This is a genomic window from Actinopolyspora mzabensis, assembly GCF_900101095.1.
Taxonomy (GTDB): domain Bacteria; phylum Actinomycetota; class Actinomycetes; order Mycobacteriales; family Pseudonocardiaceae; genus Actinopolyspora; species Actinopolyspora mzabensis.
The window spans coordinates 340,397-366,738 of sequence record NZ_FNFM01000006.1 but is presented as its reverse complement, the minus strand read 5'-3'; the positions used below and the strand labels follow the sequence as shown (position 1 = coordinate 366,738).

Annotated in this window: 22 protein-coding genes; 1 reads left to right on the top strand and 21 read right to left on the bottom strand. The window is 68.3% G+C overall.

Annotation, left to right across the window (positions count from 1 at the left end; translation table 11 throughout):
- Positions 1 to 410 precede the first annotated feature (410 nt).
- From BLR41_RS12525 to dacB, 18 genes are all read right to left on the bottom strand, one after another.
- On the bottom strand, positions 411 to 773 hold the full coding sequence (locus BLR41_RS12525) for a histone-like nucleoid-structuring protein Lsr2 (RefSeq protein WP_092628285.1): 363 nt from the start codon (positions 771 to 773) through the stop codon (positions 411 to 413).
- 246 nt (positions 774 to 1,019) lie between these two features.
- Positions 1,020 to 2,534 (bottom strand): lysine--tRNA ligase, encoded by a 1,515-nt coding sequence (lysS, locus tag BLR41_RS12520; protein WP_092628284.1) that lies wholly within the window; start codon positions 2,532 to 2,534, stop codon positions 1,020 to 1,022.
- A gap of 237 nt (positions 2,535 to 2,771) precedes the next feature.
- Positions 2,772 to 3,599, bottom strand: coding sequence for a type III pantothenate kinase (locus BLR41_RS12515; protein ID WP_092628282.1), 828 nt, complete (start codon positions 3,597 to 3,599; stop codon positions 2,772 to 2,774).
- A gap of 172 nt (positions 3,600 to 3,771) precedes the next feature.
- Positions 3,772 to 4,203 (bottom strand): aspartate 1-decarboxylase, encoded by a 432-nt coding sequence (gene panD / locus BLR41_RS12510; protein WP_092628281.1) that lies wholly within the window; start codon positions 4,201 to 4,203, stop codon positions 3,772 to 3,774.
- A 35-nt stretch (positions 4,204 to 4,238) separates the two neighbouring features.
- On the bottom strand, positions 4,239 to 5,168 hold the full coding sequence (gene panC / locus BLR41_RS12505; protein WP_092628280.1) for a pantoate--beta-alanine ligase: 930 nt from the start codon (positions 5,166 to 5,168) through the stop codon (positions 4,239 to 4,241).
- On the bottom strand, positions 5,168 to 6,124 hold the full coding sequence (locus BLR41_RS12500; protein ID WP_245694102.1) for a Rossmann-like and DUF2520 domain-containing protein: 957 nt from the start codon (positions 6,122 to 6,124) through the stop codon (positions 5,168 to 5,170). Before BLR41_RS12500 ends, panC begins: the two co-directional genes overlap by 1 nt.
- Positions 6,125 to 6,471: 347 nt before the next feature.
- Complete coding sequence (locus tag BLR41_RS12495) at positions 6,472 to 7,695, bottom strand: PrsW family intramembrane metalloprotease (RefSeq protein WP_092628278.1); 1,224 nt, start codon at positions 7,693 to 7,695, stop codon at positions 6,472 to 6,474.
- 69 nt (positions 7,696 to 7,764) lie between these two features.
- Positions 7,765 to 9,495, bottom strand: coding sequence for a DUF6779 domain-containing protein (locus BLR41_RS22515; protein ID WP_143013067.1), 1,731 nt, complete (start codon positions 9,493 to 9,495; stop codon positions 7,765 to 7,767).
- Positions 9,496 to 9,987: 492 nt separating this feature from the next.
- Positions 9,988 to 10,449 carry a DUF3180 domain-containing protein gene (locus BLR41_RS12485; protein WP_092628275.1) on the bottom strand — a complete coding sequence of 154 codons (462 nt, stop codon included), beginning with the start codon at positions 10,447 to 10,449 and terminating at the stop codon, positions 9,988 to 9,990.
- A gap of 171 nt (positions 10,450 to 10,620) precedes the next feature.
- Positions 10,621 to 11,115 (bottom strand): 2-amino-4-hydroxy-6-hydroxymethyldihydropteridine diphosphokinase, encoded by a 495-nt coding sequence (folK, locus tag BLR41_RS12480; RefSeq protein ID WP_092628274.1) that lies wholly within the window; start codon positions 11,113 to 11,115, stop codon positions 10,621 to 10,623.
- Positions 11,112 to 11,504, bottom strand: coding sequence for a dihydroneopterin aldolase (gene folB / locus BLR41_RS12475; protein ID WP_092628273.1), 393 nt, complete (start codon positions 11,502 to 11,504; stop codon positions 11,112 to 11,114). The genes folK and folB overlap by 4 nt, the downstream gene beginning before the upstream one ends.
- A complete protein-coding gene (gene folP / locus BLR41_RS12470; RefSeq protein ID WP_245694101.1) occupies positions 11,497 to 12,345 on the bottom strand; it encodes a dihydropteroate synthase in 849 nt (282 codons plus the stop codon). Before folP ends, folB begins: the two co-directional genes overlap by 8 nt.
- Positions 12,345 to 12,968, bottom strand: coding sequence for a GTP cyclohydrolase I FolE (folE, locus tag BLR41_RS12465; RefSeq protein WP_342745373.1), 624 nt, complete (start codon positions 12,966 to 12,968; stop codon positions 12,345 to 12,347). Before folE ends, folP begins: the two co-directional genes overlap by 1 nt.
- A gap of 87 nt (positions 12,969 to 13,055) precedes the next feature.
- Entirely contained in the window at positions 13,056 to 15,686 is a 2,631-nt protein-coding gene (gene ftsH, locus BLR41_RS12460) for an ATP-dependent zinc metalloprotease FtsH (protein ID WP_092628271.1), read from the bottom strand.
- Between the two features lie 369 nt (positions 15,687 to 16,055).
- Complete coding sequence (gene hpt, locus BLR41_RS12455) at positions 16,056 to 16,613, bottom strand: hypoxanthine phosphoribosyltransferase (protein WP_092628404.1); 558 nt, start codon at positions 16,611 to 16,613, stop codon at positions 16,056 to 16,058.
- 32 nt (positions 16,614 to 16,645) lie between these two features.
- The gene (gene tilS, locus BLR41_RS12450) at positions 16,646 to 17,647 is read right to left on the bottom strand and encodes a tRNA lysidine(34) synthetase TilS (RefSeq protein ID WP_092628270.1); all 1,002 of its coding nucleotides are present in this window, start codon (positions 17,645 to 17,647) and stop codon (positions 16,646 to 16,648) included.
- Positions 17,648 to 17,752: 105 nt separating this feature from the next.
- Positions 17,753 to 18,937: a zinc-dependent metalloprotease gene (locus BLR41_RS12445; protein ID WP_092628269.1), complete on the bottom strand. Its 1,185-nt coding sequence runs from the start codon at positions 18,935 to 18,937 to the stop codon at positions 17,753 to 17,755.
- 180 nt (positions 18,938 to 19,117) lie between these two features.
- Complete coding sequence (dacB, locus tag BLR41_RS12440) at positions 19,118 to 21,958, bottom strand: D-alanyl-D-alanine carboxypeptidase/D-alanyl-D-alanine endopeptidase (protein WP_245694100.1); 2,841 nt, start codon at positions 21,956 to 21,958, stop codon at positions 19,118 to 19,120.
- Positions 21,959 to 22,420: 462 nt separating this feature from the next.
- On the opposite strand from dacB, the gene BLR41_RS12435 reads away from it, so the two are divergent.
- Positions 22,421 to 22,909, top strand: coding sequence for an inorganic diphosphatase (locus BLR41_RS12435; protein ID WP_092628268.1), 489 nt, complete (start codon positions 22,421 to 22,423; stop codon positions 22,907 to 22,909).
- Positions 22,910 to 23,210: 301 nt separating this feature from the next.
- Here the strand turns inward: BLR41_RS12435 and BLR41_RS12430 are convergent, their stop codons facing one another.
- From BLR41_RS12430 to BLR41_RS12420, 3 genes are all read right to left on the bottom strand, one after another.
- On the bottom strand, positions 23,211 to 23,663 hold the full coding sequence (locus BLR41_RS12430; protein WP_092628266.1) for a hypothetical protein: 453 nt from the start codon (positions 23,661 to 23,663) through the stop codon (positions 23,211 to 23,213).
- A gap of 238 nt (positions 23,664 to 23,901) precedes the next feature.
- Entirely contained in the window at positions 23,902 to 24,735 is an 834-nt protein-coding gene (locus BLR41_RS12425; RefSeq protein ID WP_245694099.1) for a DUF4231 domain-containing protein, read from the bottom strand.
- Between the two features lie 918 nt (positions 24,736 to 25,653).
- Positions 25,654 to 26,334, bottom strand: coding sequence for a VOC family protein (locus tag BLR41_RS12420; RefSeq protein ID WP_092628265.1), 681 nt, complete (start codon positions 26,332 to 26,334; stop codon positions 25,654 to 25,656).
- Positions 26,335 to 26,342 lie beyond the last annotated feature (8 nt).

The following is a 26,342-nucleotide window of genomic DNA, read 5'->3' as shown; positions in this document are numbered from 1 at the left end:
GTGCGCTCCGACATTGTCCAATGCGACATTGTCCGCCCGGGGCGCACCCGGCCCCACTCCGGCCCGGTGGTGTCCGTGTGGGCACCTGCTCGAGGGCTGCCCTCGTCCGCACGAGTCCCGTGGCGGTACGGGGGCACGAGTGGTCGTTTCGACGCCGACGCGCCCGCACCACCGGATGCCACGAGCGACGGGCACTTCCGGACTCGACAAAGCACTGCTGACCGCCGCTGCCGAAACAGCGGTCGGCACTCCCGAAACAACGGCCGGAGTATCGAGACATTCCCCCGCCGCATTCCGAATCGGTCTCCAATATCGGTCGGGCGGATATCGAGGGAGCACGGCAGGAGCCGCGTTCCGGTTCGACGGGTGTCCGGCAGGACGAACCGAGCCGACGTCGACCGTTGCGAACTTCAGTGCGCCTTGTGGTACTCGGCGACGATATCGGCGGGGATACGACCACGGTCCGAAACCTTCATACCCCGCTTGCGGGCCCATTCCCGAATCGCTTGGTTCTGCTCACGATCCGCGCTCGTGGAACCACCGGACGAAGCCGACGACGAACGCGCGGAACCCGCCTTCGGCCCCGGCTTCTTACGTCCCCCGGCCCGACGCGCGCTGGCCAGAAAGCCGCTCAGTGCCTCCCGGAGCTCGGTCGCATTGTCATTGGAAAGGTCGATGGTGTACGAGACGCCGTCCAAGGCGAACTCGACCGTTTCATCGGCCTCTCCACCGTCCAGGTCGTCCACCAACTGGACAGTTACCTTCTGCGCCATCTTCCGCGGTCCTCCCCGGTATTCCTTACGGCGAGACGGTGACGATCCGAGCCCGAACGAGTATCGCCGGTGTTCTCTCGAACCACATCATCCTCGAAGCCGTATCGCGACCGATCACGTATCGAGCCACTAATACATCGTCACCGTTTCATTCTCGCCAGCAAGGTTAGCGCAGCAGTGCCGGATTCGCACTCACCCCACCGAAGAAATTTTCGCTCCCTCGGCGATCAGGGGAGTGCGATCACGTCATTCCGGACGCACGAGCGGGAACAGGATGGTCTCCCTGATGCCCAGACCCGTCAACGCCATCAACAACCGGTCGATCCCCATTCCCACCCCGCCGGTGGGGGGCATTCCGTACTCCAGCGCCCGCAGAAAGTCCTCATCCACGGGCATGGCTTCCTCGTCCCCCTCGGAAGCCAACCGCGCCTGCTCCTCCAGCCGCGCACGTTCGACGACGGGATCGACGAGCTCGGAGTAACCGGTCGCGAGTTCAAAACCCTTCACGTAGAGATCCCATTTCTCCGCCATACCCGAATGCTGTCGGTGTTGCCGGGTCAACGGAGCGGTATCCAGCGGAAAGTCCCGCACGAATGTGGGAGCGTGGAGATGGTTGCCGACCATGTGCTCCCAGAGTTCCTCGACCAACTTACCGTGCCCGAACGACGGATCGAGCTCGGACAAACCGGCACTCTCGGCGTGCTTACGGAGGGTTTCGACAGAGGTTTCGGGGGTTACTTCCGAACCGAGGGCCTCGGAAAGCGATCCGTACATCGTAATGTTCGCCCATTGCCCGGAAAGATCGTACTCGGAACCGTCGGCCCAAGTGACGGTCTGAGTACCGAACAGCGACTGGGCCGCTTCCTGGATCAGCGCGCGGGTGAGTTCGGCCATCGCGTTGTAATCCGAGTAAGCTTCATAGAACTCGAGCATGGCGAACTCGGGGGAGTGGGAAGAGTCACTCCCCTCATTGCGAAAGTTCCGATTGATCTCGAAGACCTTCTCGATACCGCCCACGACGCACCGCTTGAGGAACAGCTCCGGGGCGATGCGCAAGTAAAGATCCATGTCCAAGGCGTTCGAGTGAGTCACGAACGGCCTGGCGGCGGCCCCACCCTGCAAAGTCTGCAACATGGGCGTCTCCACTTCGAGGTATCCGCGCCGTTCGAACGAATCCCGCAGCGAACGCAATGTCGCGGCACGGGTGCGAACCGTTTCGGCCGCCTGGCTGCGGACCAGCAAATCCACGTAGCGCTGCCGCACGCGGTTTTCCTCGCTGAGTTCCTTGTGGGCCACCGGCAACGGACGCAACGACTTCGCCGCCATCCGCCACTCGTCCGCCAGCACCGAGAGCTCACCACGCCGAGAAGTGATGACCTCGCCCGCGACGAAAACGTGGTCCCCCAGATCCACGTCGGACTTCCACGCGGACAGGGCCTGTTCGCCGATCTCGTTCCGGCTGAGCATGGCCTGCAGCTCGCTGCCGTCCCCACCCCGCAACGTGGCGAAGCACAGTTTGCCGGTGTTGCGCATGAACATCACTCGGCCCGCGACACCGACCCGCTGTCCGCTGGAAGCGTCCACGGGCAGCTCCGAATGCGCCGCACGCACCTCGGACAGCTCATGGGTCACGGGCAGCGCGACCGGATAAGGATCCTGCCCCTCGGAAAACAGACGTTCCCGCTTCTCCCGACGCACCCGCAGCTGCTCCGGCAGGTCCTCGGTTCCGTCGACACGACTCGATTGATCCTGGTCATTCACGGTTTACAAGGGTACGGACCCGCCGGGGGCGACATTCCGGCAGGATGGGACAGCCCGCCTTTCGGTGGCACACCCGGCGCGCGAGGCCGTGGCCGCACGGCGGACTCGCCCGAACCGGTGCACCGAAGGTGTGCGCGGGAACACCGCCGATGTCCCTCGACCGGCGGGGAGCTCCCTCGAGCGGGATGGAAGTCCCTCGACCGGGTGGCGGCACGAATCACTGCTCGCCCGGTTCGGTCACTCCAGGTTCCGGTCGAAGACCAGCCGCAACCCGAGCAGGGTGAGCTCGGGAACGTGGTGCGAGATGGTCCGGGACTCGCTGATCACCAGTGGGGCCAAGCCACCGGTCGCCAGCACCGTCGTGGGACCGCCGTGGGTTTCCTCCAGCTCGGAGACGATGCTGTGCACCAGACCGTCCACCTGCCCGGCGAAACCGTAGAGCAGTCCGGACTGCAGGCACTCGACCGTGTTCTTTCCGATCACCGAACGCGGCCTGGCCAGCTCGACCTTGCGCAGCTGGGCGGCCCGCGAGGCCAACGCGTCGAGCGAGATCTCCACCCCCGGGGCGAACGCTCCCCCCAGGAACTCGCCCTTGGCCGAGATGGCGTCGATGTTCGTCGAGGTACCGAAATCGACCACGACGCAGTTCGTGGAGTACAGATGGTGCGCGGCCAACGTGTTGATCACTCGGTCCGCACCGACCTCCTTGGGATTATCAACCAGCAGGGGGACACCCGTTCGGACCCCCGGCTCCACGACGACCCTCGGAACGTCGCTCCAGTTGCGACCGAGCATGACCCGCAGCTCGCGCAGCAGCGTGGGAACGGTGGACAGGGCCGAGATACCGGTGATCTTGTCGACGTAGTCACCCAGCAGACCACGCATGGTGAACGCGAGCTCGTCGGCGGTCATCCTGGGCTCGGTCCGCATCCGCCAGTCCCGCACCAGCCGAGCCTGTGCCTTCGGCTTCCGGCCGGAACCGGATCGCTGCTCTGGACCATCGGGATCGTCCTCGTAGAGTCCCAACACGATGTTGGTGTTGCCGACGTCGATAGCGAGCAGCACCGTGGAGTTCCCTTCCTGTAAAAACGCTGGCACAGCGATGGGTGCCTCACGCGGAGCACCCACCGGAAACGAGCCGGACGAGGGGTCTCACCCGCCCCGGCCCGCGACCGGGCCGAGCGGGACGGGCCCGGCGCGGCTACCGGCTCCACACCGCGAGGGGAAGCCCTCCCCCTCAGTCGGGCGGCACACTCGCGATTCCCAACGCGGAAGTGGCCAGCCCCGACCTCTCGGGGGCGTGCCCCGGATCGCCACCACGCTCGACCACCCGGTTCTCCGCGTCGACGAAGAGCACGCTCGGGCGGAACGACCTGGCCTCGGCCTCGTCCATGACGCCGTAGGCGATCAGGATCACCACGTCGCCCGGATGGACCAGATGGGCGGCGGCACCGTTGATACCGAGCACCCCGGAACCTCGCTCACCGGTGATGGCGTAGGTCTCCAGCCGGGCTCCGTTGGTCACGTCCACGATCGTGACCTGCTCACCGTCCAACAGGTCGGCGGCCTCCATCAGGGCGGCGTCTATGGTCACCGAACCCACGTAGTGCAGATCGGCCTGGGTGACCGTGGCACGGTGGATCTTGGATTTGAGCATGGTCCGGAACATGCCTGCTCCTTAGGCTTCGAGCTACCGGGTACGGACTACCGCTCCGATGCCGCGTCGGACGGTCCGAGTTCCACCAACGCGTTGTCCAACAGTCGGGTGCCGCCCACCTTCGCGGCGACCAGCAGGCGCGCCTCTCCCTCGTGCGGCGCTGGCCCCAGCTCGGGGTCGCACAACCGCAGGTAGTCGAGTTCGACCACCGGTTCGGTGTCCAGCACCTCGCGCGCGGCCGAGAGCACGGCTTCCGGACCGCGCGAACCGGCGTGGACCCCGGCCGCCAGCGCCGCCGACAACGTCAACGCGGCGGCGCGCTCGCGCTCACCGAGATAACGATTGCGGGAGGACAGCGCCAGCCCGTCGTGCTCGCGCACGATCGGAATGCCCTGTACATCGGTCGGGAAGTTCAGGTCGCGGGCCATTCGGCGCAGCAACACCAGCTGCTGGTAGTCCTTCTCACCGAACAGAGCCAGATCCGGGGCCACGATGTTGAACAGCTTCGCGACGACGGTGAGCACGCCGCTGAAGTGGCCCGGCCTGCTGGCGCCCTCGAGTTCGCGCCCGAGCTCTCCCGCCTCGATCGTCGTCCGGGGATCGTCGCCGTAGAGATCCCGGCTGCTCGGCGCGAACACCAGCTCGGCACCCTCCCGTCCGCAGACCCGCAGATCCTCGTCGAAGGTGCGCGGATAGCTGTCGAAGTCCTCCCCGGGACCGAACTGGAGCGGATTCACGAAGATCGAGACCACGGTAACGCTGTTCGGGACGCGACGAGCGGCGCGAATCAGCTCCAGGTGCCCCTCGTGCAACGCCCCCATGGTGGGCACCAGCACGATCTTGCGACCGGTGCGGCGCAGCGCACGTGTCACCTTGCCCAGTTCCGCGGGAAGTCGGTGCACGGTGACCTCGTCGGGGGTGAACCCCGGTCCGGCGCCGACGCTCGCCGAACCGCCCCGCTCGTCCGTAATGCTCATCAGCGCCCCCCGTCGAGTACTTCGTTGACGCCAACGGCGTCGTCGGCACGCAGCATTCCCGAGCTCACCGCACGCTCCGCGGTCCGTTTCGCGAGCTGTACGTAGCCGGACAGCACGTCCGGCGCGGATTCGCCCAACACATCGAGGTGGTCCCGCACGGTTCCCGCGTCACCCCGCGAGACCGGCCCGGTGATGGCCCGGTCCCCGTACCGCAGCGAGTTGTCCAACGCGGCCGACAGGATCGGGGCGAGCACCCGGTCCGGGGACTCGACACCGGACGCGCGCAGCAGCTGCGCGCTCTCGTTGACGAGGGTGATCAGATGGTTGGATCCGTGCGTCAGCGCCGCGTGGTAAAGCTTTCGGGACTCCTCGGCGATCCGCACCGGCTCGGCTCCGAGCTCCACGGCCAGCGCCGCACCGACGCTGAAGCCCGCCGCGTCGTCCTGCCGAGCCGTCACGGCCACGGTGGCCGCGGCCAACCGTTCCAGGTCCTCCGGCCTTCCGGTGAAAGTCATCGCCGGATGCAGCGCCACCGGCAGCGCACCGGCGCTCACGGCGGGTTCGAGTACCGCCACACCGTGTGCCCCGGAAGTGTGCACCACGATCTGGCCGGAACGCAGTGCCTCCGCGCGCACCAGACCGCGCACCAGCCCACCGAGCGCGTCGTCGGGCACGGCCAGCAGCACCAGATCCGCCTGTCGTGCGACCTCGTCGGGTGGGCGAACCGGGGCCTCGGGCAGCAGCGACGACACGCGGTTCAACGCCGCGTCGGACACGGCGGCCACCGCCCCGACCTCGTGGCCCGCTCGATGCAGCGCTGCTCCCAGCACACTCCCGACCCGTCCCGCGGAGATCACACCGACCCGAAGGCGGGGGCGCGGACGCGTTTCAGCGGCCGAGCGCGGGGAGTCCGGGTCCGCTCCCGGGCCACGGACACCGTGCCTGTCAGTGGACACGTCGACCAATCCTCCTACCGTTCCAGTCCCGTACCGGGTACCGGACAGCGTCGTGAGAGTAACCGGAAAACACTTCCGGTGGGATCCCATGGTGGCGAGAGCCACGCATCCGCAACCGTGCGGACTCGCCCGAAGTGGCGAGTACCACAATCTTCGGGTCCGGAGTGGAACCGGCAGCGAAACCGGCGCTCGCACGAACCACCGAGTCCGGCCGACCGGCAACCGGAACACGGGCGGCCGCCCCGCCCCCGGCCGGCTCACGAGTCCGGGCCCGCGGCTCTTCACGGACCGAGCGCCCGAGCCGATCGGCGCCGAGGCGTGCGGAACCCGCGAGGGGAAGTCCCGAATCAGCGCTTCTTGGGACGCTTGACGTTCATGCTGGTCAGTTCGTCCATCCTGATCCGCTCGGTGTAGATCGCCTCCTGGGAGCCGCTGGCGGAACGACGAGCCGTCTTCAGGTCCTCGATCAGCTTCTCACGGCGTTGTCTGCGCACCATGCTCGTGGTGTTTCCGCTGCTCGCCCGATGCTGCAGAAAGGCCAGCTCGGTGACCGCGATCTGGTAGTCGCGGACGGACCGGGCCGCTTCCTGCCCCGAGTTCCGCCGCACCCTGCGCTTCCAGTCGCGTCGCGCGGAGAGACTGGCCAGTTTTTCGAGTTCGCTGGACACGATCAGCCCAGCCCGTTGCAACGCGGGCAGCTGCGCGGCCACGATGCGCTGTTCGCGTTTGCGGTGCCAGACCACCAGCCAACCGGTTCCCAGGAAGATGGGCACCATGATCACGAAGTAGATGTCCAGGAAACGCACCCCGCCCAGGGTGGTTGACGCGTTCCAGAAGGCGTGCAGCAACACCGCGGCCAGGAACCCCAGGACCGGCCACAGTCCCCGCGTTCTCGGTCCGCGGGCACGCGTGGCGAGGCCTATTCCGATCCCGACCATCGCGGTGAACAGCGGATGGGAGAACGGGGCCAGCACACCGCGCAGCACGAACACGGCCACGACTCCTCCACTCATGTCCCCCAGTCCCGCCTGCGCGAACGCCTTGCCGAAGTAGAAGATGTTCTCGATGAAGGCGAATCCGGCCGCGGTCAACGACGCGTAGACGATGCCGTCGACCATGCCGTTGAACTCGGAGCGGCGGCGGAACCACAGTGCGACCACGAAAAGCGACTTCGCGGCCTCCTCGACCAACGGCGCGGTGACCACCAGGGCGAAATGCTGCTGCAGGGTGCCGTTGAACAGGATCTCGCCGAAACCGGTCATGGCGTCGTTGAGCAGGAAGGCACATGCCGTGGCACCACCGGCGCCCCAAAGGAACGCGCCGAGCAGCAACATCGGCGGCTCGGGCTCCCAACGGTCGATCCACACGATCGCGGCGAACACCACGCCGACCGGCAGCAGGGCGACCAGCGCACCCACCACGGCCGCGAGGTAGCCCACACGCGTGGTCGCGATGCCGAGCATCGTCAAGCCGCACATACCGAGCAGGATCAGACCCGCGATGGGCCAGCCCACGACGCTGTGCTTGTAGGTCTGGTTCCTGCGGGCGCCCGACAGATCAGGATTGGACACGTCAGAAACGATAAAGCCCGCCTGCCACCGGCCGACAGCACCAGCCGATACCGAAATCAGCCCGCGATCTCACTCGTCGCGGCGGCGACGTCTGCGCGTCTCACCGGAATTGCCGTAGGCGGCCAGCAGATCGTTGACGGATGTTCCCTGCGTATGAGCGCCGGAAGCCCCCACTGGAGGGGGCTGCTGCGCCGAGGAGGTTGCCGTCTCGGCAGGGGGGTGCGGCTCCCCGGTGGGAGGTGTCACTCCGGCGGGGGGACCCGATGTCTCACTCGATCGTGCGGATCCGTCCTCGGATCGATTCGTACCGCCCGCCGCGGCGCCCTGGCGGGACGCTCGTGTCGCCGGCCCGGGAGGCACGGCGGCGGGCGGTGTCTGTTGCGGGCGTTCAACCGGCCCGGCGTCGTTCGGCGGCCCGCTGGGCGGGCCGTGTCCACCCGGCGCCCCTCCCATCGCGCTACCGGGCGGGCGCGTGCCGGGCCCCTCCTCACCGGCCGGGGCGCCACCGGAGCCACGCGCCCGAGGACGTCCCGGTGGCCGGGCGGGGCCGGTTCTTCGTCCCGGGGTACGGGCCGGGGCGTCCTGCTTGGCCGGGGCCGGTGGGGGTGGTTGCGCATCGGCGGTCGGGGGAGGTGATGCCTGCGGTGGTTGCGCACCGACCTGATCGGGGGTCGGCTCCGAGCCGGGCACGCCCTGGGCGGCGGGGCGCCCGGCCGGACCACTCGCTGCCGCGTGCGAAGTGACTCCGCTCGACGCACTTCCCCGGGCTGCGGCTGGGGGTGGGGCGGCTGCGGGTGGAGCGGCTGGGGATGGGGCGGCTGTCGGAGGAGCCGCTGCCTGGGAGGTGGCCCCGCGGGATGCGGCTTCCCGCTGTACCGCTTCCCCCTCACCCGAAAACGCCAGCGGGGCGGCACCGACCTCGGCACCGGGGCCGGGCGAACCGGGCTCCCGCGCGCCGGGAGAAGCCTGTTGCCGACCGGGTTCGACGGAGCGTTCGGGGGCGGGAGCAGCAGGAGGTTTCGGCCCCGAAGCGGACGGACCATCGCTTCGAGGACGTCCACCGGGACGCCCGGGCGGACGCCGGGGCGGGACGCCGCCACTCGCGGAGGCCCCGCCCTCCGCCTGCTCCGCGGTAGCCGATGAAGCACCACTCCCCGCGGGAGCAGCGGGATCCGCCCCTCCGGGATGAACCGGAGGGGCCGCTGCTCCGGAAGCACTTCCCCTACCGGGAACATCGGCCCGTGTGGTCCCCCCGGAGGGGGGTGCACCCGGCGCGGCGGGCGCCGGAGCAGCCGGGCGAGGCGCTTCGGCGGCTTCGGAATTCGGCTGCTCGGGAGGCCGCGGTCGGGACTCGGGAGGTCCGTGCGTGTGCTCGACGGAACCGGCCCCATCCCGGTGAGCGGAGTCCGAAGCGGACATCGCGGCCGAGGAGTGGGCCCCACCGGAAGGCGAACGATTCAACAGCCGACGCAGCTCGTACAGCTCCGAACGCAGCTCGGCGACCTCGTTATCGGTCTCCTCCCGAACCCGACGCAGCGCCTCGTTGTCGGCTTCGGTCTCGTACTCCTCGCGAGCGTCGATCTCGCGTTCGAGTTCCAGTTCGTAGCAGCGCTGTCGCTCGGCCAACAGCTCGTCCTGCTCCATCGACCGGGTACGTATCCGGCCTGCCCACAGACTCGACAACAGCGCCGCCCACAGCGCGGCGAGGATTCCCAGCCGCAGCATCCGGACGTCGTCGCCGACGATCAGCACGACCGTCGCGGCCAGGGCCAGACCCGATGTACCGAGCCACAGCAGCACCGCTCGATCTCCTCGCGATCGAGACTCGGAATCGCTCGGGTCAGCCATGCGGCCAACCGTACCCGGAGTTTATCGCTTCGAAATCCGGTGGGACGCTCCGAAATCGGAGCGATCACACAGCGAAACCGCACGGATTGTCCATAACGCCCGAAGTCACCGTTTCGCGCTACGAACTACACACCGAACGTATTCATCCGCCGGAAACGGCACTAGCCGGACCCCTCCGGTCGGCGTCAATTTCCCACGAAATCGCCGCGCCAGTAGGCAGTGCGGCTCCCTGCGGTGTCGATTTCTCGCGAAATCGCCGGGCGGGCGGGGCGCTCAAGCCGGACTCCCACCGCCTCCGCAATCGGCACCGCCGCGGGTTCTCCGGTGCGGCTCTCGCGAGGACGGCCCCGACGTTGTGTAGGTCGCTACCCGAGGTCGGGGCACCCGCAGCGAGAGCCGTGCCAGAGGTTCCGCCACAGGGCCACACCGGCAAAACTTCCGAGGTTACCGTTCAGCCTCATCGTCGTCGTCCTCCTGCGGCTCATCGGGATTGCGCATGGCCCACTCCAGCCACAGCCCACCGCCGATCAGCGCGGCGGCGCTGAGGAGCCCGACCACCGAGGCGATGGTGTCCGAGCCGAACACTCGCACCTCGCCCAGCAGGTACAACAGCATCGACGCCCACGCACCCGCCATGAGTGCGCCCGCCAGCGAGGACGCTTTCGCCAGTGCGACGATCCGGGTCGCCATCATCGGATCGAGTGGTTCGGAGCCGCTCCGGTGCTTGGCCCTGGGACGCAGCACGATCGCCAGTACGGCGTCCACGATGGCCACCACCAGCAGTACGCCCCCGGCTGCCACCGGCAACGGCGGCAGCGATCCGTACGAGAGCTGCACGACACCGTAGAGCAGCACCGCGGCGAGCAGCGCCGCGCCGAGGAGCTCGCGGGGCCTGGTGTAGCTCATCCGTCCTCCGTCCGTATCGCGAGGCGGCTCCGTCAACGTACGGCGCCACGCAGTGCTCTCCCGTCCGGGGCTTTCCCGTTCGTCCGGGGTCTTCCTCGCGCCCCGACAACCACCCGTACTCCGAGCACGAGAAACCGAAGACGGGGCCTGGATCACTTCTCGGGCAGGCTCCTAGCGCAACGCCAGGTCGGGGCGTAGCCGAACACCCGCGGTTTCCGCCTCCGGCAGTGCGGCCAACAGCTCGGACACCGCTCCGTGGCCGGGAAGCGTGGCTTCCGGTTCGATCTCCAACCACGGAATCAGCACCGTCGCTCGCTCGGGAGTTCCGGGGTGCGGCAGCAACAGCTCGGGCTCCCGGCTGTACACCTCGTCCACGGTGACCACGTCGACATCCAGGGTACGGGGCCCCCAACGGCGCTCCCTGCGACGTTCGGCCTCTTGTTCCAGGCGCTGCGCCCGGCGCAGCCAGTCCCACTCGTCGTCCGCGGCGGACTCGACCAGCAGGACGGCGTTGAGGAAGTCGGGCTGGTCCGTGACTCCCCACGGAGCGGTCTCGTAGACCGAGGAGCTCGCGAGCAGCACCTCGCTCAGTCCTCGCGCGGCCAGCCGGAGGTGCTCCAGTCTGTCCCCGAGGTTGGAACCGAGGGACAACACCGCCCTGCTCATGACGAAGCGGCCTTCGCTCCTCTGCCGCCGCGGCTGGAACGGCGGATGGTTACCGACACGTCGTCGAAGGTCACCGGGATGGGCGCGTCGGGTTTGTGGATCGTGACCTCGGCGGCGTGCGGCCTGCCGTCGCTCATGATGTCGTCGGCGATCTCGGCCGCCACGGTCTCGATCAGGTCCCGCGCGGGACCGGCGACCACGGCCGCGGCGCGTTCGGCGAGCACCCCGTAGTGCAACGTGCGCTCGACGTCGTCGGAGTCGGCTGCCTCGCCGAGGTCGACCCACACGGTGATGTCGACGACGAACTCCTGGCCTTCCCGTTTCTCCCGGTCGAAGACACCGTGGTAACCGAAAACCCGCAGGCCGGTCAGTCCTACCCGGTCAGCCACGGATCTCACCTCCGTTGCGCCAGGCAGCGGCCACCTTCAGCGCATCGGTGGTTCCGCTGACGTCGTGCACTCGTACTCCCCAGGCACCACGGTCGGCGGCCAGGGTGGAGATCGCCGCGGTGGCCACGTCGCGACCAGCGGCGGGACGGGGAGTTCCGTCCGAGTCGGACAGCACGCTGCCGAGGAAACGCTTGCGGGAAGCTCCCACCAGCACCGGGAATCCCATTCCCAGGAAGGTGTCCAGCCGTCGCAACAGCAGCCAGTCGTGCTCGGCCTTCTTCGCGAAGCCCAGCCCCGGGTCGAGCAGGATGGAGCCTTCCGGAACACCCGCGGCCAGTGCAGCCTCGACTCGTCCGGACAGTTCCGCACGGACCTCACCCACCACGTCCTCGTAGACGGCGAGCGAGTTCATGTCCCTGCTGTGGCCCCGCCAGTGCATGAGTATCCAGGGCAGCCCCGAGTCGGCGATCGCACCGGCCATCTCCGGATCGGCCAGACCGCCGGAAACGTCGTTGATCATCGCCGCGCCCGCTCGCGCGGTCGCGGCGGCCACCTCGGCACGTGTGGTGTCCACGCTGACGGGGACCCCGGCCTCGGCGAGTTCCCGCACGACGGGAAGCACCCGCTCGCTCTCGGTGGCGGCGTCGACCCGTTCCGAACCCGGCCTGGTGGACTCCCCGCCCACGTCGACGATGTCGGCGCCCTGCTCCCGCAACCGCAGCCCGTGCGCCACGGCGGCCGCGTGATCCAGGTACCGACCACCGTCGGAGAACGAGTCGGGGGTCACGTTCAGGATTCCCATCACGCGGCAGCGCGAAGGTTCCGGCGGCTGAACGGACATCACTTCTCCCGAATCAACGACAGCGCCTCGGCCCTGGAGGACGAGGAGGAACGGAATATGCCACGCACCGCGGAGGTGGTGGTGGTCGAGCCGGCCTTGCGGATACCGCGCATCCCCATGCAGAGGTGCTCCGCGTCGACCACGACGATCACTCCCCGCGGTTCCAACTTGCGGATGAGTGCGTCGGCGATCTGCGAGGTCAACCGTTCCTGGACCTGCGGGCGCTTGGCATACAGATCGACGAGCCGCGCGAGTTTGGACAGTCCGGTGACCCTCCCCTGTTCGTTGGGGATGTAACCGATGTGGGCCATTCCGTGGAACGGAAGCAGGTGGTGCTCGCACTGCGAGTACATCGGAATGTCCCGGACCAGCACGAGCTCCTCGTGGGCTTCGTCGAACGTCCGGTCCAGCACTTCGTCCGGGTCGGTGTAGAGCCCGGTGAACAACTCCTCGTAGGCGCGGGCCACCCGTGCTGGGGTCTCCCGCAGCCCGTCGCGTTCGGGATCCTCACCCGCCGCCAGCAGCAGTTCCCGGATGGCGGCTTCGGCGCGGGGCCTGTCGAAATGCTCCTCGACGAATTCGGCGGGATCGGAGCCGAACTCAGCGTCCGGCCCGATAGGCACGCCCTGACCTGTCACGTGTCTTCCCCTCCACAGCGGTGAGGCACCCGGCTCAGCGAGCCGGGTGCCTCGTTCCACTGCAGTCCGCGGTCACCGGCCGCTGTTGGGACCGGTCCCGTTCTCGTTGCCGGAATCCGGGTCACCCTCGGAATTCCGTTCGGAGTTCTGCTGGTTGCCCGCGTCCGGCTGTTCCGTGCCGGAAGCGGGCGTCTCCGCGTCGGCGGAACCCGAGCGAGGCTGGTGACCGTTCTGATCCTGATTCTGCTGGATCTGCTCGGTCCACTGCTCGGCAGCGCCGGGTTGCTCCGCCGGGCCCTGGCCCTGCGGCGCGGCGCCCTGCTCCCAGGCGGGAGAACCGTTGTACCGGGGCTGGCCCTGCTGGGGCTGACCCTGCTGCGGCTGGTAGCCGGACTGTCCACCGGGGGCGGTGGCGGGGGTCCAGCCGGGAGGGGCCCCGTAGTTGGGCGGTACTCCCTGCGGAACCTGACCACCCTGCGGAGCTTGTCCCTGCGGTGGCTGCTGCCCACCCTGCGGCTGCTGCCCACCCTGCGGCGGCTGCGCACCCTGCGGCGGCTGCGCACCCTGCGGCGGCTGCGCACCCTGCGGCGGCTGCGCACCCTGCGGCGGGTAGGGCTGCTGCCCCGGTGCGGGCTGCGACGGGTAGCCGTAGGGCTGTCCCTGCTGGCCCTCGGGAGCGTACTGCCCCGCGGGCTGCTGCGGCCCGTACCCGTTGGAGCCGGAGACGGCTCCGATCGGCGCCGGTGCGGGCTGTTCGTTGATCGGCGGCGGCCAGGGTTCGCCCCGTTCCATGGCGAGCTCGCCCGGAGTCTTGATCGGCGGCTTGTCCGAGGGGGTGCGCCCACCGAAGTCGTTGAACGCGGTGATCCGGGGGCGCTTCTCCACATCGGCGAAGATGCGCTCCAGATCGGTGCGGTTCAGCGTCTCCTTCTCGATCACCTCGAGCACCAGGTTGTCGAGCACGTCCCGGTAGGTGTTGAGGATCTCCCACGCCTCGGTGTGCGCCGCCTCGATCAGCTTGCGCACTTCCTCGTCGATCTCGTGGGCCACCTCCAGCGAGTAGTTCGGCTGCTGCCCCGCCGAACGACCGAGGAAGGGATCGCCCTCCTCCTTGCCGTACTTGACGGCGCCCAGGCGGGCAGTCATGCCGTACTCGGTGACCATGGCACGCGCGATCTTGGTGGCCTGCTCGATGTCACTGGAGGCACCGGTGGTCGGCTCGTGGAAGACGAGTTCCTCGGAGGAACGCCCACCGAGGGCGAACACCAGACGACCGATCATCTCCGAACGGGTCATCATGTCCTTGTCGTCCTCGGGGACGACGAGTGCGTGCCCTCCGGTCTTGCCTCGCGGCAGGATCGTGAGCTTGTAGACCGGCTCCAGATCCGGCATCGCCCAGGCGGCCAGCGCGTGACCGCCCTCGTGATACGCGGTGATCTTCTTGTCCCGCTCGGAAATGATCTTGCTCTTCCGGCGCGGACCACCGATCACCCGGTCCACGGACTCCTCGAGGGCCGCACCGGTGATCAGTTGCGCGTTCTCCCGTGCGGTCAGCAGGGCGGCCTCGTTGACCACGTTCTCCAGATCGGCACCGGAGAAGCCGACGGTGCGCTTGGCCAGCCCGTCGAGATCGGCGTCCTGGGCCAGTGGCTTGCCCTGGGTGTGCACGTTCAGGATGGCGCGCCTGCCGCGCAGGTCGGGCGGGGCGATGGGGATCTGCCGGTCGAACCGGCCGGGACGCAGCAGCGCCGGGTCCAGGATGTCCGAACGGTTGGTGGCCGCGATCAGGATGATCCCGCCCCTGGAGTCGAAACCGTCCATCTCGACGAGCAGCTGGTTCAGCGTCTGCTCCCGCTCGTCGTGGCCACCGCCGAGACCGGCACCGCGCTGCCTGCCGACCGCGTCGATCTCGTCGACGAAGACGATGCAGGGCGCGTTCTGCTTGGCCTGTTCGAACAGGTCACGGACCCGGGAGGCGCCGACGCCGACGAACATCTCCACGAAGTCCGAGCCGGAGATCGAGTAGAACGGCACGCCCGCCTCACCCGCGACGGCGCGGGCCAGCAGGGTCTTACCGGTACCGGGAGGCCCGTAGAGCAGCACGCCCTTCGGGATCTTCGCCCCCAGCGCCTGGTACCTGGTCGGGTGCTGCAGGAAGTCCTTGATCTCGTGCAGTTCCTCGACGGCCTCGTTGGCACCGGCGACGTCACCGAACAGGGTCTTGGGCATGTCCTTGGTGAACTGCTTGGCCTTGGACTTGCCGAAGTTCAGCACCTTGCTGCCGCCGCCCTGGGCGTTGTTCATCATCCACATCACGAGCAGGACCAGCAGGCCAAGTGGGATGAGGTAGATGAGCAACTGGCTCCAGATGGAGCTCTGGGACACCTCGGTGTTCCAGTTGGAGATGCCGGACTGCTCGATCCGATTGACGATGTCCTCTTGGGAACCGGTCGGATACTTGGCGAGGATCCGGTTGCTGCCCTGAACCTGGACGCCATCGTTCAGGGTCAGCCTGACCCGCTGTTCTTTGTCCTCGATCGTGGCTTCGGCTACGTTGCCCTGCGAGATCTGCTGCAGCGCCTTCGAGGTCGACACGTCCGTGTAGCCACGCGTGTCGTCGAAGAGCACACTGAAGGCATAAATCAGCAGCAACCCCGCCAACAGCCACAGCAGCGGGTTGCGGAGCAGGCGCTTTCGGTCCATTCACTTGCGGCCGCCGAGCGGCCTCGACCCTCCCTGACTGTCACGTCGGGTGGTGGCGGGCGTCCATTCAACGTCCACCCCCGGTTCAGCCCAGCGTACCGCTCGCGGCAGCGTCGAACTGCGCGAGTCGTTTCACCGGCAACCCAGGGTACCCGCCCCTGGCGTTCCAACGGCCCATGCACCGGATTAGTTCCAGCGGCCCCCTCGCTCGGTGACACAACGCACGGACGATGGTCGACCGTACGCCGTGAGCTCCCGCAATTCCAGCGATCACCGTGATCTCGGATCACCGTCACTCGCGGACACCGGGGAGCGGCGCACCGTCCTCTCCCGGTTGTACCCGTGGTAAGGCACCAGCGAAAAACCGGATCACGTTCCGGAGGTGTAAACCTTCGGATCGAGACTTCCGATGTACGGAAGATCACGGTAGCGTTCGGCGAAGTCCAGCCCGTAGCCGACGACGAACTCATTGGGAATGTCGAATCCGACGTAGCGCACCGGCACCTCGACCCGTACCGCATCGGGTTTGCGCAGCAGCGTGCAGACCTCGACCGAGGCCGGATCCCGGGCGGCGAGGTTGCGCAGCAGCCAGGACAGCGTCAGCCCGGAGTCGATGATGTCCTCGACCACGAGCACGTGCTTGCCCGCGATGTCCCGGTCGAGATCCTTCAGGATGCGTACCACGCCCGAGGACGAGGTGGACGAGCCGTAGGAACTGACCGCCATGAACTCCAGCTGCGCGGGCCTGGGCAGTGCGCGGGCGAGATCGGTCATCACCATGACGGCGCCCTTGAGGACACCGACAAGCACCAAGTCGCCCCCCGCGAGGTCCCCGTAGTCCTCGTCGATCTGTTTGGCCAGCTCACCGACCTTGTCGTTGATCTGCTGCTCGGTGATGAGCACGGAGGCAATGTCGCCGTCGTACACGGCCCGGCTTCCCCTCTCGATTGGGTCGTTGTTCACCCGTCGCTCGACCGTTGCTCGGTTCCGCGACCCCCGCATTCCACCAGAAGGGTCCCACGCCGACGAACCAGCGCAAAGTTTCCTGGCAGAGCGTGACCACCCTGCCCGCGCCAGTCACCTACCAGGGCATCCGCGGCGCGCAGATGGGCGTCGCTGAGTTCAGGGACGCCCTGTCCGGAGAGCCAGTCCCGCAGCACCCGTCTGCGGAGCGCGGGAGGGTGCTCGGCAAGACTACGCGCGTCGAGCCCCCACGAGTCGGCCACCCGCTCCCGGACCCCCGCGGCGACCGCGTCCAACGCGTCGGCGTCCTCCCGCAGTTGGACGGCGGTACGGGAAAGCGCCTCGGCCACCCCGCCCTGCAGCACCTCCTCCAGCAACGGCAGCACCTCGGCACGCAGCCGGACCCGGGTGAAGGCGGGATCCGTGTTGTGCGGGTCCCGCCAGGGCCGCAGCCCCAGCTCCTCGCAGGCCCGTTCGGTGGTTCGACGTGTCACCCCCAGGAAGGGGCGCACCCACGGCCCGTCCAGCGGGCGCATCCCGGCCAACGAACGCGCGCCGGAACCACGCCCCAGGCCCAGCAGCACCGTCTCCGCCTGGTCGTCGAGGGTGTGCCCGAGCAGTACCGGGGCCCCCTCGGGACGCCGGAGCCGCAGCGCCTCGTAGCGGACACGTCGAGCCGCGGCCTCCGTACCACCCACCCCGTCCGGTTCGACGCGCGCGATGTCCACCTCGGCGCAGCCGAGCCGAGTGAGCTGATCCGCGGCCTCGGAGGCGACCCGATCCGAACCCGGCTGCAGCCCGTGATCCACGACGACACCGTGAACCGGCACGTCCCGATGCCGCGCGAAATGGGTGGTGGCCGCGGCCAGGGCCAACGAGTCCGGCCCACCGGAACAGGCCACCACCAGCGGGACACCGCGGTATCGAGCGGCCTGTTCGGAGTCGAGCAGCCGTCGCACGGCGAGCCGGACGGCGCTGACGCTGGGAGCTGGCGGCACGGACCGATTATCGCGCCACCGGACGGCGGGCGAGCCCACCGGTGCTGGTGCGGGACCGTCGAGTTCTCGACCCCGACGGAAGCCGCCCGCGGGAGGAGAGCCCGATCAGCCGTGCACCCGCCGCAGCCAGGCCGGTGGGTCCGAGAGCTCGGAGCGGGTGGGCAGGTTCTCCGGTTCCTGCCAGACCGCGTTGAACCCCGTCATGCCCACGGCATCCACCACCCTGCGGGTGAACTCGGCCCCCTTGGCGTACTGCTTGATCTTCGCGTCCACCCCGAGCAGGCTGCGCAGCACCCGGTCGAACAGACCTCCGCCCGCCCGGCGCTGGGTGAACCGCTCCCGGATGGTGTGCACACTGGGCACCACCCGAGGCCCCACCGCGTCCATGACGTGATCCGCGTGCCCCTCCAGCAGCGTGGAGATGGCCAGAATCCGGTCCAGCGCCGCACGCTGCCGTGGACTCTGCAGCAGCTCGACCACGCCGAGCATGCCGGGGCTGGTGTCGCTCCCACCCGTCCGCGCCGCGCGAAGCTCACGAGCCGCCGCGGGCAACCTGCCCAACAGCTCACCGGTGGACCCTTCCATCTCGGTGAACAGTTCGCCGATACTGCGGGAGAAGTGCTCGCGCAACCAGGGAACGGCGTTGAACTGGAGCCGGTGGGTGGACTCGTGCAGACAGACCCACATCCGGAAGTCGTCCTCGGGAACGCCGAGCGCGCGCTGCGCGGCGACGATGTTGGGGGCGACCAGCAGCAGCCTGCCACGGTCGCCCGAACCGGACTCGGCTGGAACGAACGGATCGTACTGCCCGAGAACCTTGGTGCCCAGGTAGGCGAGCACGAGACCGGCCTGCATCCCGGCACCACGACTGTTGACGGCGGCCAGCACCGGGTTGACCTCCTCCCGGTCCTCGCCCCCGGCGTCCGCGAGCGCGGTGCCGGTCAACTCGGCCAGGCCACGAGTGGCACCCCGTAACCAACCCGGCCGGTCCACCACATCGCCGGGAGCCACCGGAAGGTCGGCGCCCAGACCGGTCAGCTCCCGAACATGTGTCTCGGCGGTGACGCTGAAATCGCGGAGCTCGGCGACGACGTGGTCGGCTTCGGAACGCGAGATCTCCGGACCGGGCCCGAGCAGCCTGCTCGCGGTGGCGACAGCGGTGTTCCAGTCGACTACATCGCCGCTGCCGTGGCCGGAGACGTGCCCGTCCCGGCGTTGCTGACTCGGTCGGGCATGCCTGGCCGAATCCCGACGTAGCGGCGCTGACAGCGCGGACGCACGAACAGTCACGTTTCCGACGGTACCCGCAGGGGCATCACACGGCGAATCTCCGGCTCGCACCCCGGCTGCCCCCGCCGTGACTTCCCCCGTCCCGAATTCCCACCGTCCCGACTTCCCGCGCCACCGGCGAACGGGGAACCGGAACCGGGCCCCGGCCCACGCGCGGCGGGCGGCTCCGGGGGAGCCGGCTCACCGGCAGCCGCAGGTGCGCAACGCGGCCGCGAGCTCGTCGATCACCGGACGTACGGCGACGGGGTTCCGCCCGTTGGACAGGAACGCGAACGCCAGCAGCCTGCCGTCCCGGGTGACGACGGTCCCCGCCAGCGCGTTGGTTCCGGTGAGCGTTCCGGTCTTCGCACGGACCCATCCACTGCCCTCGGAGGCGTCACCGTCGTAGCGCCCGGCCAGACCGCCGGTCCCGCCTGCCACGGGCACGGAAGTCAGCAACGGACGTAGCCTGGCGGAAGGACCCGCCGGGCTCTCGACGGGAGCGCTCGCGGTGCGCATTATCGAGCCCAGGATTCGGGCGGGCAGCTCGTTGGCGGCGGAGAGCCCGCTGCCGTCGACGATGTCGACACCGCTCAGCTCGAACCCGTGCTCGCTCAGCACGGTGCGGACCGCTTCGACCGAGCCGGAGAACGAGGGCTCGTTGCCGGTGGTGACCGCGACCTGCCGTGCCAGGGCCTCGGCCAGCACGTTGTCCGAGTCCCGCAGGGTCTTGCGCACCAGGTCCCGCAACGGCGGCGACTCGACCTCCGCGAGGGTGGAAGCCTCCGAGTCGACGGTGGTCCTGCTGACCGAGCTAGTGGGAGCTCCCAGTCTGGAAGCGAGTTCACGGGCCGCGTCCAGCGCCGGCTCGTCGCTACGTGGGCTGACCCTGTTCTCGGGATCCCGCCGCCCACCGTCGAGCATCACCGGCTGAATCGGGGCGACATATCCCCTGGACACATCCGCCGGATCCCAGCTGGAGGCCAATCCCGGCCCGCTGTAACGGCTGACGTCGACCTTGACCGACTCGATGTCTCCGGAGGTGGTGGCACGGATCCGCTCCACCAGTTCGTCCAGCCTGGCCGCGCCGGGGTAGACCGAATTCTCACCCTCGGGCAGTGCGGACAACGTCGGATCGCCGCCACCGACGAGCACTATGCTGCCGGACTCGCTGCCGCGAACGACCTTCGTGCGGAACCGGAAATCGTGATCGATCGCCAGCAAGGCCGCGGACGTGGTGAGCAGCTTGTCGGTGGAGGCGGGAACCAGGCCCTGGCCGGGGTTCCGCTCCCAGAGGGTCCTGCCGGACCTGGCGTCCCGGACCACGGCTCCGAAGTCGCCGAGCACGGGATCCGAGGCGATCTCTTCCAGCTTGGCTTCGACGCCCTGGGCGGTCGGCAGGGGCGCCGAGTTGCTCAACCCCCTGACATCGGGCCGCAACGAGACCGGGGCGGGTGGATTCGCACGGGGGTTCAGCATGTCGCCGAACCAACCGGAACCGCGGAACACCAGCACGGCGGCGAGTGCGATCACGCCGAGCAGGGCCACCACGGCGAGCACGAGTCTCCTGCGGCGCCGGCGGGGCGGGTGGGTACCGGACGCAGCGGGAGCGGCCGCACCGGATTCGGAAAGCTCGCCGTAGTGGTCCTCGTGGTCCCCGTGCTCGTCGGGGGCCTGGTGCTCGTCGGGGGCCTGATGCTCCTCGGGGGCCTGATGCTCCTCGGGGGCCTGGTGCTCCTCGGCGTGATCGAGGAGTGCGGCGGTGCCGGCGCTCGGGGTCTGCTCGTCTCCCCGGAGGGGTGAGTCGACGGGATCCGGGGCGTCGGGGTCACCGGGTTGGGCCGCCTCGGCAGACCGGGAACCGGCTGCGGGAGGAGGAGCGTTCCCGCCCCGGTGCGAACCGGCCTCCCGAGCGACCTGCTCCTGCCGCCGGGGCAGCAGCTCCTGTTCGACGGTCCCGGCCTCGTCGTACTCCCCGCCTCGGGGAAATTCCCCGCCCGGCGGGTGATGCGGAGCCGCGCCCGGCTCACCCGGCGCCGCTCGACCCCGGGCATGGCCGGGATCCTGTCGAGGAGGCTGGGCTGGAGCCGTCTGCGAGCCGACCGGCATGCCGAAATCGGCGGGCGCGGCCGGGCGGCCGGGACCGGGATGCCGGCTACCTGCGGGAGGGCCCTGGTTGTCTCGGGGAGGACCCTGGTTGCCATCGGAGGAGTTCCCCGGGGGGTGGTGGGACCGCTGCTGGGTGGTGAACCGCTCGGTTCGCTGCTCCAGCCGCTCGCGGTGTGCTGCCGGGTCCGGTTCGGCGTGCGGCCACTGGGGCTCCCCGGCGGGGATCCGCGGCATCCGAATGGTGGGCGGATCGGCGGCGGGAGCCGGGCCGGGGCTCGGGGCCGAGTTCGGGCTCCCTCCGACCTCCTGCCCCCGCTGGTCCGAATTCCGCCCCCGCTGGTCCGAATCCTGATCCGTGGGACGGATCGCGCTGAAACGCTGGGTACGTTCGACCGCGGCGGGATCCTGCTCCGGCCACTCCGGTTCCGATTCGGAGGTCTCCGAGGGCTGCTCGGCAGTCTCCTGCCGGACGGTTTCCCGCTGAGCGGTCTCCTGCCGGGGGGTCTCCTCTTGGGCGGTCTCCTGCTCCTCCGAGGTCCCGTCCTGTTCCGAGGAGCTGTGCGGAGCTTCCGAGGCGGAGAGCTCCTCCCCGGATTCCGGCGATTGCCGATCGGACTCCCGCTGGGGTTCATCCGCTCGGGGAGCCGATGGTTGTGTACCCGACGACTGGGATTCCGGCGGCTGGGATTCCGGCGACTGGGATTCCGGCGACTGGGCTTCCGAGGGGTGGGCGGTCTGCGACCGGGTGGCGTGCTGCTCGGGATCCTCCGCGGGCCATTCGAACGAGTCGCTCGGATCCGAGGCGCTGTCGGCCGGGTCGGCATCCGGAAAGCCCTCGGAGAACTCCGTCGGGAAGTCGCCGGTGGATTCGGCGGACGATGCCGCGTCGTCACGACCGCCCGTCCCACCCCGTGATTCCTGGGGTTCGGGCAAGTGCTCCTCCTAGCGACTCTCACCGGCTCGCGAATGCGATCTCGCACACTGTGTGCGGCTGGAACGGCTGACTTGTCCCACACTAGTTGCGTCCGTGGGAGTGACGGATGAGGCCACACCGGAAACGGTGCGGAACGCTTACCGAGAACCGCAGTCGACTGTCGTCGTGCGCGCCCGTCAGGCCGGACCGGCCGGGCGGCGAGCACGGCGCCGGAGACTCCGGCCGGAGCATGCACCCGCTGCGAGCTGGAGTTTTCCGACCCCGCGAGCGGTTTTCAAAGCCGGTTCCTAGGCTGTAGTCACCACTCCACCGGTGGTGGTAACGGTTCGGACACGATCCATTCCGAGCCGACTCCACGCCGGATGGTCCGCCCCAGGGCGGGCGATCGGGGGACTCCCCGAGCAACGGCCGGGAACGGCACCATCGCCGTCCGAAACATCACTAGGACGAATGAGGAACGCGTGGACTTCGACGTCACGATCGAGATCCCCAAAGGGGAGCGCAACAAGTACGAAGTGGACCACAAGACGGGCCGTATCCGTCTCGACCGGACGCTGTTCACCGCCACCCAGTATCCGGCCGACTACGGGTTCATCGAGGAGACCCTCGGCGAGGACGGGGATCCGCTGGACGCGCTCGTGCTCATCCAGGAGCCGACCTTTCCCGGTTGCCTGATCAGCGCTCGCGCCATCGGCATGTTCCGGATGCGCGACGAGAAGGGCGGCGACGACAAGATCATCTGTGTGCCCGCCGACGACCCGCGGCAGGAGCACATGCGCGACATCCATCACGTGCCGGAGTTCCACCGGCTGGAGATCCAGCACTTCTTCGAGGTCTACAAGGACCTGGAGCCGGCCAAGAGCGTCGAGGGCGCCACCTGGGTCGGCCGGGACGAGGCCGAGGCGGAGATCAAGAAGTCGTACGAGCGGGCCAAGGAGGAGGGCCACTGAGCCTTCGGACTTTCCGTTCGGCTCGTCGGGATGCTCCCCGCGGCGGCGAACTCGCCACCCGGGCGTGAGCGGCTCCCCTTGATCTCGGGCGATCACCCGCACCCCCGGAAAGCCCACCGGGAGAGGGGCGCGGTGGAAGCCACGAGCGGCCGGGCCGAGCGGTGGGCGTCCGGCGCGGGAAGCGCCGAAGGAACGCCCCGAGAGAGCGGGACAGCAGGAAGGTCCCCGCCATCGCTCGGCGGGGACCTTCCTGTCATGTCGTCGCCCCTGTCGGGTCGTCGCCGTGGCGACGGAGCACCGCTCAGCCGGCGATACCGCTGATCACGTCGCCGACGGGCAGCCCAGCGAGGTTGCTGCTGGAACTCGGCGCGGGACGAGTCGAGGACTGCTGTTCCTGCTGAGCCTGCTGGGACGGGTTCTGCAGCATCTCGCCCGGGGCACCGTTCAGCTGCTCCTCGTTGAGCAGTTCACCGGAGATGTGACCGTGCTGCACGGCTTCCGCGAGCGGGTCACCGTCGGTGGCCTCGGCGGAGCGGGCCGCAGCCGGGAGCCCCTCGGAGGGCACGACATCGCCGATGGCCTGCTGCGCGGAATGCAGCGTAGCGGCGGTGTGGTAAGTGGTCTTGGCGACGTTGTTGTCCACCGGCAGCTCGGCGGGCAGCTTCGGGGCATCCGCGGCGGCGGTACCCGCGAAGCCGATGGCACCGACACTTCCCGCCACCAGGGCGGTCACCGTGGTAAGAGTGCGTTTCATCGCCTTGGTTCCTCTCTGCACAGGTAACTGTCCCCCACGCCGGGCAAAGACTACGGAAACCACTCTCAACACGATTCAGCGAACCCTAGTAGCGGTTTTCTCGCACGGCGAGTAACGAAAATTGCCGTAAAGCCTCGAAAAATACGAGCACTAACACGATCGAGCTATAGATTTTCGTCGCACACCGTATCGAGCACGAGCCGGGTCACGGAACGTTCGGCGGACCGCGACCCGGCACCTACACGAGGGCGTCCGGCAACATGGCCGGGCCGACCTGCTGCTGACGTTTGGCGTGTTCGTCCAGCAACACTTCCGCCTCGTGGGCGAATTCCGCGTAAGCGGCCTGCTCGCTGTCGAACCGGCGATACTTGCCGACCCGAAGCTCCACCGAATGGTACTCACGTTCCAACGCGTCCGCGGTCTGCTGCAGGTTGACCCCCCGTTCACGGTACTTGGCGAAGCCGGACAACGCGGCGGTCAACGCGACCAGCAGGCTCACCCCCACCACGGCCCAACGGACGTCGGCCATCGTGACCGAGATCGCCGCGATCACCGACGTCACGATCGCGCCGGAAATGATCACGACTTGCAAGGCGTTGTGCGCACGACGAAGACGCCGGGCCTGCCTGCGATAAGCACGAATCGCATCGGGCAGGTAGGCCCGGTAGCGCTTGTGCGCCGCCAGCAGGTCGCCGCCGGAGCCGACGTCGTCGAGTGACTGCTCACGCCGAGCCTGGTTCAGTTCGCGCAGTTCGATCGCCATATCGCGTACTTTGAAGTACTGCCGGTAGAGCAGGAAGGCCGACCCCACTACGGAGATCATCGGAATCACCGAAACGAGTGTCGACAGCTTCCATCCCGGACTCCAGCCCAACGCGAACCAGCTCACGGTCAACGCGACCAGCGCCACATTGGCGGGAAGCGCCCATACCGCCAACAGGCGTCGTAACAGCAGCGCCCGGTGCACCTGTTCGGAGAGGTCCGCGATACGTCGAGCGACGTCATCGGGGTCTGATTCGGCGGAGAGCACACCTCCCCCGACAATCCCCGTGCTGACCTCGGTACTGCTCATCACACGATCCCTTCACGGCGTCACTGTGATCGAAATAGCTCAACAGCGTTACTGCAATCGGCTGACGGAGTGACGCCCAGAGTGGTCGAATAACGCTACGCATTCAGTCCCCCGCAGAGCGGCATCGACACCGTTCACCGGCAGTCACCGACCCGTCACATCATCCACGAGACACCAGCCGCGCGGTCAGGCGAGTCACGGACACGAACCCCCGGCACATGGCGTACTTCGCACGGACACGGGGAAACATACAATAAGTCCACAGTGGACACACAATCCACGTCAGGATCGCCACGACGAGGACGACACACCTCCACCCGGCGACATCTCCCCGCGCCGGCGGCATCTCCCCGCATCTCGCCGAGCCCCCACGATCGGACCACCGCGCATCACCCACTGGGAGCGAGAGCAACAGCGCTTCCCGAAAAACATCACCCAGTCGCTTTATCGCACGAACAGAGGACACATTGGGCAGCCGGAATGAATAGGCCCCGAAAGAAAGCACCCGTAGCACCCTCACAGGATCACGACAATTCCACCCCCGTTCGAGCCACCCGCCGGCACGTGCCATCCGAAACCGTCAAACCGGAAGGCGCCATATTACCTGTACAGCGAAAACACCACCAAGCACCCCCGAAAACCGACAGCACTCCCCCGAACGAACCGACAGCCGAAAACGAAATATTCCGACCTCCGAATTCATCCCGAAGAAGTATCAAGTGGAGCAGGTCCGGAGTTTCGACCACACTCGACGGGCAACGTTGGGAACGCTTTTCGCGTTTTCCGGAGCGATGTTCTGTGTAAATCACTCGCATTTTCCGAGTGGCCCGCTCGCGACGCCCGAGCGGAGGCAGGGGGCTCACGGGAGGACGCCCGCGCCAGTGGTCCACTCACGGAGCTCACCGCCGCCACGGCCGATCAATCGATGACCACCGTGCAGGCGTCACTCGGTCGAAACTTCCCGGCGGTGCCCACATCCGCCAACCACACCGTCAGCGGCAACGGTGCACTGTGCTTCACCCGGTCGGGCGCCATTGCCCGCCCGGTCCGCATCAGGATCAGCAATCCCGCCTCCTCACCCACCGGACCGAAGGTTTCAGAACTCGGCCCGAACGAGGTGAGGCCGAAACGACGCCCCAGCTCGGCAGCGGTGGCGGATACGTCGTCCACCGCGATTGCGACCTCGCTGATGGAGGCGATGTGTTCGGGCCCGAATCCCTCAGGCGCCGGACGGTGGCGCACCCGCCTCCGGGCGATCAACTCCAGCACCTCGCCGTCGGGACCGGTGAAATAGGCCGAACGCGAGTTCCAGCCCGCGGGGCCCTCGATCTCGTGTTCGCCGGTATCGGCGGAGCGCAGCAGCGGCACGCGCTCCGCCAACCACGAGACCGCGGCGTCGAAGTTCTCCGCTGGGACGTCGAAGGCGAGGTGGTGTGCCGCCGCGGTCGCGGGTCCGGGGGTCAGCCACAACTCGCTCGAACCGAGCGTGACGCGGGCGGAACCCTCGTCGTACGAGACCGGCAGCCCCAGCAGATCGCGGTAGAAGGCCACCGCCGCCGCGAGGTCACTCACGTGGTGTTCGACCGTCGAGATCCGCACGTCGTCTC